Source organism: Lentzea kristufekii (assembly GCF_033949925.1).
GTDB classification, from domain to species: Bacteria; Actinomycetota; Actinomycetes; order Mycobacteriales; family Pseudonocardiaceae; genus Lentzea; species Lentzea kristufekii.
This window is the reverse complement of the sequence record NZ_JAXAVV010000041.1, coordinates 1-14,642: the sequence shown is the minus strand read 5'-3', so window position 1 is coordinate 14,642 and position 14,642 is coordinate 1. Positions and strand designations below refer to the sequence as shown.

The window sequence follows — 14,642 nt, the reverse complement described above, 5'->3', positions numbered from 1 at the left end:
CTCGCGCTCAGGAGTTGTCGAGGCGTTCCCGCAACCACTCACGCAGATCGGGTCCGTACTCCGGGGTGTTGAGTGCGAAGTCAACCGCAGCCCGCAGGAATCCGGCGGGATTACCAAGATCGTGTCGCCCGCCGCGGTGGACCACCACGTGCACCGGGTGACCCTCGTTGATCAGCAGTGCGATGGCATCGGTGAGCTGCAGCTCCCCGCCGGCGCCGGGCGTGATGCGCTTGAGCGCGTCGAAGATCGCCCGGTCGAGGAGGTAGCGCCCGGCCGCCGCGAACGTCGACGGAGCGTCCTCCGGCTTCGGCTTCTCGACCATGCCGACGACCTGCTTGACGTCGTCGTTGCCGGTGTCGCGGACGTCGAACACGCCGTACGCGGAGATCTGCTCACGCGGGATGTCGAACGCCAGCAGGACGCTGCCGCCCTTCTCCTCGCGGACCTTCGCCATCTTCTTCAGGGCGTCGGTCGGCAGGATGATGTCGTCGGGCAGCAGCACCGCGACGGCCTCGTCCTCGCCGGTCAGGTTGCCCTCGGCACAGCCGACGGCGTGGCCCAGGCCGAGTGCCTGCTCCTGGATCGCGGTCTCCGCCTTGATCAGCTTGGGAGCGCGCTGGATCTTCTCGACGAGGTCGGCCTTGCCGCGCGCGGCCAGCGTCTCCTCGAGTTCGGGGTTCGCGTCGAAGTAGTTCGCGACCGCCGCCTTCTCCGGCGACGTCACGATGACCAGCTTCTTCGCGCCGGCCTCGGCCGCCTCGCGCGCCACGTACTCGATGGCGGGGGTGTCGACGAGGGGCAGCAGTTCCTTCGGCACGGCTTTGGTCGTGGGGAGGAAACGGGTGCCCAGACCGGCCGCGGGCACGATAGCGGTGTGGAAGGCGCTGCTCATGGGCTGCGATGCTAACGACATACCGAGGGATACCCATCATGACGTCCGATCTTCGTGACCGTAAGGCCACGTTGCGTTCACGGTTGCTGGCCTCGCGGCGCGCTCTGTCGCCCGAAGTCCGCGCTTCCGAAGCCGCCGCGCTGGCCGCGCACGTCGCCGCTCTGGACGTCACGCCTGATCAGACGGTGTGCGCGTTCCTCCCGGTCGGATCGGAGCCCGGTGACGCGTCGTGGCTCGACGGGCTGCGGTGCCGGGTGCTGCTACCGATCGTGACGGGCGACTCGCCGCTGGACTGGGCGGTGCACGACGGGCCGTCCGCGCTCGCGCCCGCCGGGTTCAAGCTGCTCGAGCCCACCGGTCCCCGGCTCGGCGCCTCGGCGATCGCTGGAGCCTCGCTGGTGCTCGTGCCCGCGCTGGCCGTGTCGGTGGACGGGGTGCGGATCGGGAAGGGGCAGGGTCACTACGACCGCTCGTTGCCGCTGGTCACAGCCCCGCTGGTCGGTGTCGTGCGGGACTGCGAGGTGCTCGCCGAGGTGCCTGGCGAACCTCACGACGTGCGGATGAACGGCGTGCTGACGCCCTCGGCAGGCCTGCGATGGTTGTGACTTTGACCTGGCATGTTTGCGCTCCGGGAAGGTCCTGAGCGAAAATCGTGTTGGCACTCACAACGGTCGAGTGCCAGAGCTAGGAGCAAACCCAGTGCCTACGTACCAGTACGCCTGCACCGCGTGTGAGCACCGGTTCGAGGCGGTGCAGTCGTTCAGCGACGCCTCCCTCACCGAGTGCCCCGAGTGCTCGGGCAAGCTGCGCAAGCTCTTCGGCGCCGTCGGCGTCGTCTTCAAGGGCAGCGGTTTCTACCGCACGGACAGCCGGTCGGGCTCGTCCAAGAGCGCGTCTGCCACGACGTCCTCTTCGGACTCGAAGCCGTCCGAGAAGAAGTCCTCGGACACGAAGTCCTCATCGGACTCGAAGGCCTCGACGAGCGCTCCGGCGGCCGCCGCGTCCTGAAGATCGCGAGTTGTCCACAACTTGCGCTCAGCCCCGTCCGACCTGCCTCCGACCGCCCTACGGTCGGAGGCATGAGCCTTTCCGCGACCGTTCTGGACCGGGTCCGCACGCTGTCACGCCGCCGCCCTACCGTTGCGTGGCGCCGTTTTCTGGCCCTGGGCTTGGCCCTGATGGCCCTGTTGACGTTCTTCTGGCCCGACGTGGGCCATCCGGCGGTCGTCGCGGCCAGAGATCTGCCGGCAGGCGTGTCGTTGTCCGCCTCCGACCTCCGGCTGGTCTCGCTGGCCTCACCCGTACCGGGGACCTTTCCCGATTCCGCCGAGCTGGTCGGCAGACCGCTGGCGTCCCCTGCGCGCGCAGGCGTCCCGTTGACGGACTTCGACCTCGCGAGCACCTCGGAAGAGCAGGCGTCGGTCGCCGTCCGGGTGGCTGACCAGGGCCTGGCCGACGTGGTGCGGCTGGGCAGCCGGGTCGACGTGGTGTCGTCGTCCGGCGAGGTGCTCGCGGAGAACGCGGCGGTGCGCGAGACACGCGGCGAAGTCGTCGTGCTCACGTTGCCGAGACTTAATGCAACTCGTGTGGCCGCGATGTCACTGGATCATGCATTAGCCGTTACTCTCCGCTGATGCTGAAGGGTTTCAAAGACTTTCTGATGCGTGGGAACGTCGTCGACCTGGCTGTGGCCGTGGTCATCGGCACGGCGTTCACCGCGATCGTCACCGCGTTCACCACAAGCCTCATCAAGCCGCTCATCGCCTCGCTCGGCAGTACCGAGACGAAGGGCCTCGGCTTCTACATCCGGTCAGGCAAGGAGGACACGTACCTCGACTTCAGCAACGTCATCAACGCCGCGATCAACTTCGTGATCGTGGCCGCTGTCGTCTACTTCGTCCTGGTGCTGCCGATCCAGAAGATCCAGGAGCGCCGCAAGAGGGGCGAGGAGGCCGGCCCGTCCGAGCCGACGGACGTCGAGCTGCTGATCGAGATCCGCGACCTGCTCGCGAACCGGCAGCAGACCACCCCGGTGCAGAACACGGCGCCGGACCGCCGCGGTCCCGCGATCTGATCTCCACCCGTCCCCGCCGAGACGAAGCGCGCACCCGCAGCCTCACCGCGGTCCCGCGCGCTTTGTCCTGGCCCAGCCAGCCGCCGGTGCGGCGAGACCGGCGAATCCTGAACCGCAGACCGTGAGCCGAGGCCTTCAGGACCTCGAAGTCTTCCGGGCGCAACGACGAGTCCGGCACCCGTGCTCGGACGTTCAGCAGCCGCCTGCGGCGTGTACGAGCTCAGTCGTACCAGCGAAGTCCGAAGGCCGAGCAGCGCCGCCACAACCGCGTCGAACGGCCCGCACGCCAGACGTTCTGCGATGTCAGCCCGCCGGCAACGCGCCCAAGCCGTTCAGCCACGTGGGCAGAGCCCGAAACCCACAACACCCGCCGCAACCGCGTCAACCGCGTCAACCGCCGTGATGCGGCGGCCTGTTCTCCCGGTACCAGGCCTCGCGGTCGTCCGGGGAGACCCCGCCACCGCGCTCGTCCGACGTCGTCTCCGGGAGCACGTCGCCGAACACCTCGGCCAACCGGCGACGACGCGCTGCGGCGTCGTCGTCGGCCGGCTTCGGCGACTCACTCTTCGTCAAGACCACTCAGCTGTTCGATCACGTAGGGCACCAGAGCCGACAGCGTCGCCATGCCGTCGCGGACCGCGGAGCGTGAGCCCGCGAGGTTCACGACGAGCGTGCTGCCGGAGACGCCTGCGAGGCCGCGCGAGATGCCCGCGTCGACCGCCCCCGCGGCCAGCCCGGACGCCCTGAGGGCTTCCGCGATGCCGTGGATCGGCCGGTCGAGCACGCCCTGCGTGGCGTCGGGGGTGACGTCGCGCGGGGACACGCCTGTGCCGCCCACGGTGACCACGAGGTCGACGCCACCGATGACGGCCGTGTTGAGAGCGGCCCGGATGTCGACCACCTCACCCTCGACCGCGACGGTGCCGTCGACGATGAAGCCCACTTCTTCCAGAAGTTCGGTGACGAGAGGCCCGGAGTTGTCGTCCTGCTCGCCGTGCGCCACCCGGTCGTCCACGATCACGACCAAAGCGCGGCCAAGGCGCTGCGCGCTGCGTTCCATACCGATCACCGTAGCGGGAGTCTGACTTCGAAGCGGCAGCCAGGACCGTGGTTCTGGACGCCAATTCGCCCGTGGTGCGCGTCGACGAGGCCTCGCGCGATGGAAAGACCCAGTCCGGCACCGGACGGATTGCGTGCGGACGAGCCGCGGAATCCCACGTCGAAGACCTGTGGCAGCACGTCATCGGGTATGCCGCCGCACGCGTCGTCCACCCGCACCACCGCCTCAGGTCCGTCCACATCGACCTGCACGGCCACCGAGCCGCCCGCCGGTGTGTGGCGGATGGCGTTGGACACAAGGTTGCGCACGACACGCATCAGTTCCGGATCAGAGCCCTTCACGACAGGCCACGCGCGAGCGTCCGCGCGCAACTCGACACCCTCGCGCGCGGCGACGGGACGGGACGCGGCGACCACGTCGCTGACCACGTCGGCCAGAGCCACGTCGTGCATCGGCAGGTTCAACGCGCCCGCGGTGATCCGCGAGAGCTGGAACAGGTCGTCCACCAGCTTCGAGAGGTGGTCGGCCTCCAGGGCGATCTGCTTGGCGTAGACGGCGACCTCGCCCGGCTCGGAGACGACCCCGTCCTCCAGCGCCTCGGTCATCGCCCGGATCCCGGCCAACGGCGTCCGCAGGTCGTGGCTGATCCACGCCACCAGCTGCCGCCGCGCCGCCTCGGCCTCGCGCTCCCACATGGTGCGCCGCGCGATCGCCCGGCCCAGCATGATCGAGAACGGCACGGTGACCAGCCCGACGACCAGGCACGCCATCAGCGTGGCGTTGAGCATCGGCGTGAACATGAACCCGCTGACCACCAGCACGCCGGCGATGGTCGCGACCACCGGCACGATGACCATGACGGTCATCGCGGTGGTGAGGGAGACGCGGCTCAGTCGATCGAACACGGGTCATACCTGTAGCCGACGCCCCACACCGTGCTCAGCCGCCGGGGCTTCGCCGGGTCTTCCTCGATCTTCTCCCGCAACCGTCGCACGTGGACGGTCACGGTCGACTGGTCGCCGAACTGCCAGCCCCACACCCGCTCCAGCAGCTCCGCCCGCCCGAACGCCTTGCCGGCGTTGCCGATGAAGAAGGCCAGCAGGTCGAACTCACGGGTCGTCAGCTGCAACGGCCGCCCGTCCAGCGTCGCGGTGTGCGCGGCCACGTCCAGCACGAGGTTCCCGTCCCGCACCACCCGCGGCTCATAGGCCCGATGCGAGCGCCGCAGCACCGACGAGACGCGCAACGCCAGCTCACGCGGGCTGAAGGGCTTGGTGACGTAGTCGTCCGCGCCGATCTGCAGCCCGGCGATGCGGTCTTCTTCCTCGCCCAGCGCCGTCAGCATGACGACGGGCGTGCTCCCGCGTTCCCGGATCCGCCGGCACACCTCAAGACCGTCGATGCCCGGCAACATCAGGTCCAGCACCACGATGTCCGGCTCGCTCGCCCCCATCAGCCGCAGCGCCTGCTCCCCGTCACCGGCGAGCTCGACCTCGTACCCGGCGTGTTCGAGGTAGCGGCGCACCACGTCGCGCACCGTCGTGTCGTCGTCGACGACCAGGACCCGTTCCACCACGTCACCACGCTAAGCCACGAACGCCCGCACGGCCCGTGTCTGTCACGAGGACGTAAGAAGAGACCCCTTCCTGTGTGCGGGGCAGGTGCGCACAGCAAGGGGTCTCTCCGGGGTCGTCACGCTCGGTCTCCGGCGGGCGGCGGATGCCGGACACCGAGCGTCCCCCGACCTATCCCACCTCGACACCGTCGAGGGTGGCTTCCACCGTCCTGTTGTCGGACAGCGTGATCGTGACCTTGTCGCCGGGAGCCTTGGACCGCACGGCGGCCACCAGGGTGTCCGACTCGTCGATGCGGCGGTCACCGAACTTCGTGATCACGTCTCCGGCCTTGAGCCCGGCCTTCTCCGCGGCACCGCCGGAGGTGATCTCGGAGATGCGGGCGCCCTGCTCGGTCGACTCGACCTTCACACCGAGCACCGTCTGCTTGGGCTTGCCGGTCTTCACGATCTCGTCGATCGTGCGGCGTGCCTGGTCCATCGGGATCGCGAAGCCGATGCCGACCGACCCGGCCTGGCCGCCGGCGGAGTTCGGGCTGTAGATCGCGGAGTTGATGCCGACGACCTGGCCCTGCATGTTCACCAGCGGCCCGCCCGAGTTGCCGGGGTTGATCGCGGCGTCGGTCTGGATGGCGTTCAGCACGGTCGCCTGCGAGTTGCGGGCGTCGCCACCGGCCGAGACCGGGCGGTTCACCGAGCTGACGATGCCGGAGGTGACGGTGCCGGACAGTTCGAACGGCGAGCCGATCGCGACGACGCCCTGGCCGATCTTCATGTCACCGGAGTTGCCGAGCTGGACGACCGGCAGGCCGGAGACGCCGTCGGCCTGGATGACGGCGATGTCGGAACTCGGGTCGCGGCCGAGGATCTTGGCGGACGCCGTCCTGCCGTCCTGGAACACGACCTTGATGTCACCACCGGAGGCGGCGCCCTCGATGACGTGGTTGTTCGTCACGATCTGGCCGTTGCCGGAGATGACGAACCCGGAGCCCTCTCCGGCGCCGGACCGCGTCACGACCTGGATCTGGACGACGGACGGCAGCAGCTTGTTCGCCACGTCCTCGACCGAACCCGCGGGCGCGTTCGAGGTCTGCGAGGCCGGGCGGGGCGTGTCGAGCGAGCTCACGGACGACGAGTCGTTCGCGAAGTTGTAGCCCAGGTAGCCACCGAGGCCACCGGAGAGCCCGCCCACGAGCAGCACGAGCGCCGCGACGCCCGCCACGACCTTCCCACGGCCCTTGGACTGCGGCGGGACGGGTGGCGGCTGGTAGCCGGGCGGGAGGTAGTACTGACCCGTCTGAGGACCCGTGTGCGGACCGGGCTGCGGTCCGCCGAAGGGGCCCGGCTCCGCGCCGAACTGCGCGGTCGTGGCACCGAGGCCGAGCGGGTGAGGTTGGCCGGACCCTGGAGGTGGAAGCTGCTGGCCGGGTCCGGACCCGCCGAGCTGCGCCTGACCCGCGTCAGGTGCTGGCACCTGCGGCTGGGCCGAAGAGTAAGAGGCGGGCAGGTCGCCCAGGCCCGCAGGGGCGCTGGGTGCCCCAGCCTGGCCGGATCCCCCCTGCAAAGGATCCGGCTGGCCGGGATCCGGCAGCGACGGGCCCTGCTCCCGCGCGCCGGAGTCTGTCTGACCGGCGCTCGTCGGCACAGAGCTGGACTCTTCCGGCTGCGGCGCTGGCTTGTTGCTCTCGGTCATGGCCATAGTCTCGCGGCCCGTCCTGAGAGAACCCTTAGACCAGCCTGGGAGCTAGTTGTGTGTTCCCCGGAGGCGCTGGGCGATCTGCTCGGGCGTCACGTCGTTGATCCACACGGCCTCACCGGACTCCGAGCCCGCGAGGTACTTGAGCTTGTCCTTCGTCCTGAGCACGGAGAAGACCTGCAGGTGCAGCCACATCTCGTCGCGGCCCGCGTTGACCGGTGCCTGGTGCCAGGCGGCGATGTAGGGCAGCGGCCGGTCGTAGAGCGCGTCCAGCCGGTGCAGCACCTTCAGGTAGAGCGACGCGAAGTCGTCGCGCTCCACAGAGGACAGCGCGGCGATGTCGGGCACCTGGCGCCGCGGGGCCAGCACGACCTCGACGGGCCAGCGGGCGGCGGCGGGCACGAAGGCGACCCAGTGCGGGGATTCTTCGATCACACGCGCGCCCGCGCGCAGCTCGGCCTCCAGCACGTCACCGAACAACGGGCGCCCGTGCTCGGCGTAGTAGTCCAGAGCCGCGTTGAGCATCCGTTCGGTGCGCGGTGTCACGAACGGGTAGGCGTAGATCTGGCCGTGCGGGTGCGAGAGCGTCACGCCGATCTCTTCGCCGCGGTTCTCGAACGGGAAGACCTGTTCGACCCCTGGCAACGTTGACAAGTAGGCGACGCGGTCCGCCCAGGCGTCCACGACGGTGCGCACGCGCGACTCGGAGAGCTCGCCGAACGACTTGTTGTGGTCCGACGTGAAGCACACGACCTCACAACGCCCACGGCCTGGCGCGCGCGCGAACAGCGACTCACCATCCACAGTGGACGGCACGTCCGGCACGTTCTGGGCCAGCGAGGGGAACCGGTTCTCGAACACCACGACGTCGTAGTCGGCTTCGGGGACCTCGGTGGGCCGGCCCGGCGTCGACGGGCACAACGGGCAGAGATCCGCCGGCGGCTTGTACGTGCGCGTCTGGCGATGAGCCGCCATGGCGACCCACTCGCGGGTCAACGGGTCCAGCCGGACTTCCGACATCGGCTGGGTCTCGGGAAGGTCCCGGGTGTCCACCGCAACTCTCGGTGGCGCCTCAGCGCTGTCGTCGAAGTAGATGATCTCCCGGCCGTCCGCCAGCTTTCCCGCGGTACGCCTCACGCCAACTCCTCGCCACTTCCCGGAACATGAGCCAACACCAACTCGCCGACCTGTTCGGAGAGGATCGCCCGCGCGTCGTCCGGCAAACCCTCGTCCGTCACCAGGACGTGCGCCTCGTCGAGGTCAGCGATCGTGGAAATGCCGACCGTGCCCCACTTCTCGTGGTCCGCGACCACGACGACGCGTCCTGCTGCGTCGACGAGGGCGCGGTCCGTCTCACTCTCGTTGAGGTTCGGGGTCGTGAAGCCGGAGCGCTCGGCCATGCCGTGCACGCCCAGGAACACCACGTCCAGGTGCAGCGAGCGCAGCGCCTGCACGGCCACGGGGCCCACCAGCGCGTCGGACGGCGTGCGCACGCCACCGGTCAGCACGACCGTGCGGTCCGTGCGCCCGCTCTGCTGCAGCACGTCCGCGACGCGGATCGAGTTCGTGACGACGGTCAGGTCCGGGATGTCGTCGAGGAACCGGGCCAGCGTCCACGTCGTGGTGCCGGCGGACAGGCCGATGGCGGTGCCGGGACGCACGAGGCCCGCGGCAGCGGCCGCGATCGCCTCCTTCTCGGGCAGCTGCCGCACCGACTTGGCCTCGAAGCCGGGCTCGTCGGTCGAGCGCCCGACGACGGACGTCGCACCGCCGTAGACCTTCTCCACCAGGCCGCGCGCGGCGAGCACGTCGAGATCGCGGCGCACGGTCATGTCCGAGACGCCGAGCCGCACGACGAGGTCGCTGACGCGCACCGCACCCGTACGACGGACCTCTTCGATGATTACCGCTTGCCGCTGACGTGCCAGCACCTCACACCTCTTCCCTGAGGACGACGACGTCCCCGGCTCGCACGGTGAGGCGTCCGGAGACCTGCGCGCCGGACAACACGTCGACACCGGACGCCTCGACCTGCACGTCGGTGCCGGTGTGGTTGACGGCGAAGAGGAACGATACGTCGCCCTTGCGCCGCACGAGCTCGATCGGCGAAGGCGACACCGCGACGCCCGCGCCGGAAAGCGCGTTTTCCACCGTTCGGCCGAGACCGCCCTCGTCGAGATCGCAGGCCACGTACCAGGCGACACCGTTGCCGAACGCGTTGCGCGTCACCGCCGCGACGCCGGGCAACGGCCCGTCCGCGTAGGAGACAACGGTGTCAGCGGTGCGCGTGTGCAGGTGCTCCGTCCACAACGAGGCGGTAGAGCCGTCGGTCAGCGAGACCGTCTCGTTCTCCCTCAGCGGGTAGAACTCCTCGGACCAGACACCCAGCACGTCCCGGAACGCGCCGGGGTACCCGCCGAGTCGCACTCGCGTGTACTGGTCGGCGACACCGGACAGGTACGTGACCACGACATGGCCACCGCCCGCGACGTAGTCCGCGATGACGGCGGCGTGCGCGTCGGACACCGCGTAGAACGCCGGTACGACCACCAGCGAGTACTTCGAGAGGTTCGTGCCCGGCGCCACGAAGTCGACCGTGACACCGGCCTGCCAGAGCGCCTTGTAGTACCCGAGAACGTGCTGCCAGTAGTCGAAGTCGTTGGTCGGGTGGGCTTCCTGGCGCAGCGCCCAGCCGGACTGGAAGTCGAACAGGACCGCCACCGAGGCGTCCACAGTGGAGCCGACGACCTCGGCCAGCTTCGCGTACTCGGCGCCGACCTCGCAGACCTCGCGGTACACCTTGGTGTCCGTGCCGGCGTGCGGGACCATCGCCGAGTGGTAGCGCTCGCTGCCACCGCGCGACTGCCGCCACTGGAAGAACAACGTGCCGTCCGCGCCGCGCGCGATGTTCTGGAACGAGTGCCGCCGCTGCTCCCCCGGCAGTTTGGCGATGTTGCGCCGCTGCCAGTTCACCGCCGACGTCGAGTTCTCCATCAGCAGCCACGGCTTGCCGCCGGCGAGGCCGCGCACGAGGTCCGCGGACATCGCGAGCTCGATGTGCCGGTCCGGCGACTGGGCCTCGGTGTAGTGGTCGTTCGAGACGAAGTCGACCTCGCGGGCCCACTTCCAGTAGTCGAGGTCGCCGAACGTCCAGTTGACCATGAAGTTCGTGGTGATCGGCACGCCGGGCGTGATCATGCGCAGCACGTCGCGCTCGGCCTTGTAGAGCTCGAGGATCGCGTCGTCGGAGAACCTGTCGTAGTCCAGCACGTGTGCCGGGTTCGCGAACGTCGGCGTCACGCGCGGGGGCAGGACCTGCGCGAAGTCGGTGTAGCCCTGGCTCCAGAACGCCGTGGACCACGCGTCGTTGAGCTGGTCGAGCGTGTAGCGGCTCGACAGCCACTCGCGGAACGACGCGGCGCACGTGTCGCAGTAGCAGCGCTTCACGTGGCACGCGTACTCGTTGCCGACGTGCCAGGCGGCCAGCGCGGGGTGGTCGCGGTAGTGCGAGGCCATCTCGGCCGCGAGCGCCGTCGCGCGGTCGCGGTAGATGGGCGACGACGGGCAGTACGCCTGCCGTGAGCCGTGCGAGAGCCGCACGCCGTCCGCGCGGACGGGCAGCATCTCGGGGTACTCGGTGGTGAGCCACGGCGGGGGCGCGGCGGTCGCGGTCGCGAGGTCGACGCGGATGCCGCCGGCGTGCAGCAGGTCCATCACGCGGTCGAGCCAGTCGAACCGGTACTCGCCCTTGCTGACCTCGATCTTCGCCCAGCTGAAGATGCCCAGGCTGACCATGGTCACCCCGGCGCGCTGCATGAGCTCGACGTCCTCGGCCCAGACGTGTTCGGGCCACTGCTCGGGGTTGTAGTCAGCCCCCCAGCCGAGGCCAGGCAGGTCTGTGGGCCATGTCGTCACGGGCGCAAGCGTGGCCGACAACAACCCCCAACGTCAACACAAGCAAACACAACTTCGCGTTGGGGTCTGTTCGGCCCGCGACCGGGACAAGTACCGGGAAATGCCCCACACGTGGCTGTGCAGCGGTTTAACAGCTCCGTAACGGGACTTGACAGGATGTGTGCCTGGGACCACATTGTGCGCAACTTTGTTGGAGTCCTGTTCGGTTCGCACGAGCGAGTGTCACCTGTAGGAGCGATGATGGTTCTGCACACGCCTGGTTCCACTCCGTTACCGCATTTCGGTCGGCGAACGATGCTGCGAGTCATGCTGGCCGGGGCCGGCGTCGCCGCGACCGGCGGCTTGCTCTCAGCGTGCGGCGGCGGTTCGAGCACGGGCGGTGACTCGAAGGTCGTCACCTTCGGCAACAACCTGTCCGACCAGGTGCCGAAGGACGCGATCACCGCGGCGGTGAAGGCCTTCGAGGCCCAGTCCGGCGGGCTCTCCGTCACGATCAACACCAAGCAGCACGAGCAGTACCAGGAGCAGATCAACAACTACCTGCAGGGCAAGCCGGACGACGTGCTCGCGTGGTTCGCCGGCTACCGCATGCGGTTCTTCGCCGACCAGGGCCTCACCGGCGACCTCAGCGACCTCTGGAGCAAGGTCGGCGGCAACTACTCCGACGCCCTCAAGCAGGCGTCCACGGGCACCGACGGCAAGCAGTACTTCGTGCCGTTCACCCAGTACGCGTGGGGCATGTTCTACCGCAAGAGCGTGTGGCAGGAACGCGGCTACGCGGTGCCGAAGACGCTCGACGAGCTCGTCGCGCTCGCGACGAAGATGAAGGCCGACGGCCTCGTCCCGATCGCCTTCGCGCAGAAGCAGGGCTGGCCCGCCATGGGCACGTTCGACCAGCTCAACTTCCGCACCAACGGCTACCAGTTCCACGTCGACCTGCTGGCGGGCAAGGAGGACTGGCAGGACAAGCGGGTCAAGGACGTGTTCGACACCTGGAAGCGGCTGCTGCCGTTCCACCAGGAGAACGCGCTGGGCCGCGACTGGCAGGAAGCCGCGCAGTCGTTGCAGCAGAAGAAGTCCGGCATGTACCTGCTCGGCGCGTTCCTGGGCCAGCAGTTCCCGGACGCGGAGAAGGAGGACCTGGACTTCTTCCCGTTCCCGGAGATCAACCCCACGCACGGCATCGACACGGTCGAGGCGCCGATCGACGGCTACATGATGGCGAAGAAGCCGTCCAACTCCGACGGTGCCCTGAAGCTGATGGAGTACCTGTCGTCCGCCGAGCCGCAGCTCGCCTACCTGAAGGCCGACCCGACCGCGGTCGCGACCAACCAGAAGGCGGACCAGGCCGGCTACAGCCCGCTGCAGAAGAAGGTGGCGGACACGATCAAGAACGCCAAGCACATCACGCAGTTCCTCGACCGCGACACCGACCCCGGTTTCGCGAGCGAAGCGGCCACCAACGGCCTCATCTCGTTCATCAAGGACCCGAACAACATCGACTCCGTGCTCAAGGGCATGGCTGATCAGGCGAAGAACATCTTCAAGTGACCGCGTTGCAGGAGAAGCCGAAGGCGGTGGCCCCCTCCGGGCCGCCGCCTCGTCGGCGTGGAAAGCGTGCCACGGCCCTCGCCGGCACGGACAAACTGGTGCTGGCGCTCATGCTCGGCATCCCCACGGTCGTGCACCTGCTGTTCGTGTGGATTCCGACGCTGGGCTCGGTCGCGTTGTCGTTCAGCAGGTGGAACGGCATCGGCGGCTTCGAGGACATCGAGTGGATCGGTGTCGGGAACTACGTCGAGATCTTCACCGAGTACCCGCGGTTCTGGCCTGCGGTGCAGCACAACCTGATCTGGTTGCTGTTCCTGCTGATCGTGCCGACCTCGGCGGGTCTGCTGCTCGCCGTGCTGCTGGACCGCGAGCTCCGGTTCAGCCGGATCTACCAGAGCGCGCTGTACATGCCGATGGTGCTGTCGCTCGCGCTGGTCGGGTTCATCTGGCAGCTGATCTACACGCCGGACGGCGGCCTGCTGAACTCGGTGCTGGGCCTCGACAAACCGGTCGACTGGATCGGCGACTCGGACATCAACCTCTACGCGGTGATGGTCGCGGCGGCGTGGCGGCACACCGGCTACATCATGCTGCTGTACTTGGCGGGCCTGAAGTCCGTGGACCCGGCGTTGAAGGAGGCCGCATCACTCGACGGCGCCTCGGCGTCGCAGACGTTCTTCCGCGTGACCTTCCCGGTGATGAAGCCGGTGAACATCGTGGTCGCCGTGGTGACGGTGATCGAGGCCCTGCGGGCGTTCGACATCGTGTACGTCATCAACAAGGGGCGCAACGGTCTGGAGCTGCTGTCGGTGCTGGTGACCGACAACATCATCGGTGAGGCTTCGCGCATCGGCCGTGGTTCCGCGGTCGCGGTGATCCTGCTGACGATCTCGCTCGGCGTCATCATCCCGTACCTGTACCAGGTGTTCAGCAAGGAGAACCGGACGTGACGGCCACGCTGGAACGGCCTTCGGTGCCGGTGAAGAAGACCAGGCCGATCACGCCGGCACGGGTCGCGCTGCACGTCTTCCTGGTCCTGACGTGCCTGATGACGCTGGCGCCGCTGCTGTGGGCGGTCTACGCGTCGCTGAGGACGTACGACGACACGTCGGTCAACGGCTACTTCTCCGTCGCGAAGTCGCTGACGTTCGAGAACTTCGCGAAGGCGTGGGAGATCGGCGACCTGCCGCACTTCTACTGGAACACGTTCCTGATCACCGTGCCCGCCCTGCTCGTCACGCTGCTGCTGAGCTCGATGGTGGCGTTCGCGGTGTCGCGGTTCAGCTTCAAGTTCAACATCGCGCTGCTGATGCTGTTCACCGCGGGCAACCTGTTGCCGCAGCAGGTGATCGTGACGCCGCTGTGGCGGCTGTACCGGCTGATCGAGCTGCCGGCGTGGATGTCGGAGAGCGAGTCGCTGATCGACTCACCGCTCGGCGTCATCCTGATCCACATCGCGTTCCAGATGGGCTTCTGCACGTTCGTGCTGTCGAACTACATGAAGACCATCCCGTACGAGCTGACCGAGGCCGCCAGGGTCGACGGGGCGTCGGTGTTCCGGCAGTACTGGCAGCTGACCCTGCCGTTGTGCCGGCCGGTGCTCGCCGCGCTGGCGACGCTCGAGTTCACCTGGATCTACAACGACTTCCTGTGGGCGTTGGTGCTGATCCAGGACGGCGACAAGATGCCGGTCACCTCGGCGCTGCAGAACCTCAAGGGCACGTTCTTCACCGACAACAACCTGATCGCCGCGGGGTCGTTGCTGGTCGCGTTGCCCACGCTGGTGGTGTTCTTCGTGCTGCAGCGGCAGTTCGTGGGCGGACTGACGCTGGGGTCGACGAAGGGCTGAGAGCGCGGAACGGAAAAGGGGCGAGGTGCCCG

Annotated in this window: 16 protein-coding genes; 7 read left to right on the top strand and 9 right to left on the bottom strand. The window is 68.4% G+C overall.

The features are described from left to right. Positions 1–7: 7 nt before the first annotated feature. Positions 8–892 (bottom strand): UTP--glucose-1-phosphate uridylyltransferase, encoded by an 885-nt coding sequence (locus tag SK571_RS43925; protein WP_319990041.1) that lies wholly within the window; start codon positions 890–892, stop codon positions 8–10. A gap of 38 nt (positions 893–930) precedes the next feature. Between SK571_RS43925 and SK571_RS43920 the strand changes: the two genes are divergently transcribed. From SK571_RS43920 to mscL, 4 genes are all read left to right on the top strand, one after another. Then, positions 931–1,497 (top strand): 5-formyltetrahydrofolate cyclo-ligase, encoded by a 567-nt coding sequence (locus SK571_RS43920; RefSeq protein ID WP_319990040.1) that lies wholly within the window; start codon positions 931–933, stop codon positions 1,495–1,497. 94 nt (positions 1,498–1,591) lie between these two features. Next, positions 1,592–1,900 carry an FmdB family zinc ribbon protein gene (locus tag SK571_RS43915; RefSeq protein ID WP_319990039.1) on the top strand — a complete coding sequence of 103 codons (309 nt, stop codon included), beginning with the start codon at positions 1,592–1,594 and terminating at the stop codon, positions 1,898–1,900. A 71-nt stretch (positions 1,901–1,971) separates the two neighbouring features. Continuing rightward, complete coding sequence (locus tag SK571_RS43910; protein ID WP_319990038.1) at positions 1,972–2,526, top strand: SAF domain-containing protein; 555 nt, start codon at positions 1,972–1,974, stop codon at positions 2,524–2,526. Next, positions 2,526–2,966, top strand: coding sequence for a large-conductance mechanosensitive channel protein MscL (gene mscL, locus SK571_RS43905; RefSeq protein ID WP_319990037.1), 441 nt, complete (start codon positions 2,526–2,528; stop codon positions 2,964–2,966). Before SK571_RS43910 ends, mscL begins: the two co-directional genes overlap by 1 nt. 390 nt (positions 2,967–3,356) lie before the next feature. Here the strand turns inward: mscL and SK571_RS43900 are convergent, their stop codons facing one another. The 8 genes from SK571_RS43900 to SK571_RS43865 form a co-directional block, all read right to left on the bottom strand. Next, a complete protein-coding gene (locus tag SK571_RS43900; protein WP_319990036.1) occupies positions 3,357–3,539 on the bottom strand; it encodes a hypothetical protein in 183 nt (60 codons plus the stop codon). Continuing rightward, complete coding sequence (locus tag SK571_RS43895) at positions 3,526–4,026, bottom strand: MogA/MoaB family molybdenum cofactor biosynthesis protein (RefSeq protein WP_089909148.1); 501 nt, start codon at positions 4,024–4,026, stop codon at positions 3,526–3,528. Before SK571_RS43895 ends, SK571_RS43900 begins: the two co-directional genes overlap by 14 nt. A gap of 5 nt (positions 4,027–4,031) precedes the next feature. Beyond that, positions 4,032–4,892, bottom strand: a complete 861-nt coding sequence (locus SK571_RS43890; protein WP_319990074.1) for a sensor histidine kinase — start codon at positions 4,890–4,892, stop codon at positions 4,032–4,034. 23 nt (positions 4,893–4,915) lie between these two features. Further along, on the bottom strand, positions 4,916–5,602 hold the full coding sequence (locus SK571_RS43885; RefSeq protein WP_319990035.1) for a response regulator transcription factor: 687 nt from the start codon (positions 5,600–5,602) through the stop codon (positions 4,916–4,918). Between the two features lie 169 nt (positions 5,603–5,771). Next, positions 5,772–7,292 (bottom strand): S1C family serine protease, encoded by a 1,521-nt coding sequence (locus SK571_RS43880; RefSeq protein WP_319990034.1) that lies wholly within the window; start codon positions 7,290–7,292, stop codon positions 5,772–5,774. Positions 7,293–7,343: 51 nt separating this feature from the next. Continuing rightward, on the bottom strand, positions 7,344–8,432 hold the full coding sequence (galT, locus tag SK571_RS43875; RefSeq protein WP_319990033.1) for a galactose-1-phosphate uridylyltransferase: 1,089 nt from the start codon (positions 8,430–8,432) through the stop codon (positions 7,344–7,346). Next, positions 8,429–9,226 (bottom strand): DeoR/GlpR family DNA-binding transcription regulator, encoded by a 798-nt coding sequence (locus tag SK571_RS43870; RefSeq protein WP_065914902.1) that lies wholly within the window; start codon positions 9,224–9,226, stop codon positions 8,429–8,431. The genes galT and SK571_RS43870 overlap by 4 nt, the downstream gene beginning before the upstream one ends. Position 9,227: 1 nt before the next feature. After that, on the bottom strand, positions 9,228–11,210 hold the full coding sequence (locus SK571_RS43865) for a beta-galactosidase (protein ID WP_319990032.1): 1,983 nt from the start codon (positions 11,208–11,210) through the stop codon (positions 9,228–9,230). Between the two features lie 306 nt (positions 11,211–11,516). Between SK571_RS43865 and SK571_RS43860 the strand changes: the two genes are divergently transcribed. From SK571_RS43860 to SK571_RS43850, 3 genes are read left to right on the top strand one after another with little or no spacing between them, the layout of a single operon-like run. Next, a complete protein-coding gene (locus tag SK571_RS43860) occupies positions 11,517–12,761 on the top strand; it encodes an ABC transporter substrate-binding protein (RefSeq protein ID WP_319990031.1) in 1,245 nt (414 codons plus the stop codon). Beyond that, a complete protein-coding gene (locus SK571_RS43855) occupies positions 12,758–13,711 on the top strand; it encodes a carbohydrate ABC transporter permease (protein ID WP_319990030.1) in 954 nt (317 codons plus the stop codon). Before SK571_RS43860 ends, SK571_RS43855 begins: the two co-directional genes overlap by 4 nt. Then, positions 13,708–14,610 carry a carbohydrate ABC transporter permease gene (locus SK571_RS43850; protein WP_319990029.1) on the top strand — a complete coding sequence of 301 codons (903 nt, stop codon included), beginning with the start codon at positions 13,708–13,710 and terminating at the stop codon, positions 14,608–14,610. The genes SK571_RS43855 and SK571_RS43850 overlap by 4 nt, the downstream gene beginning before the upstream one ends. Positions 14,611–14,642: the final 32 nt, after the last annotated feature.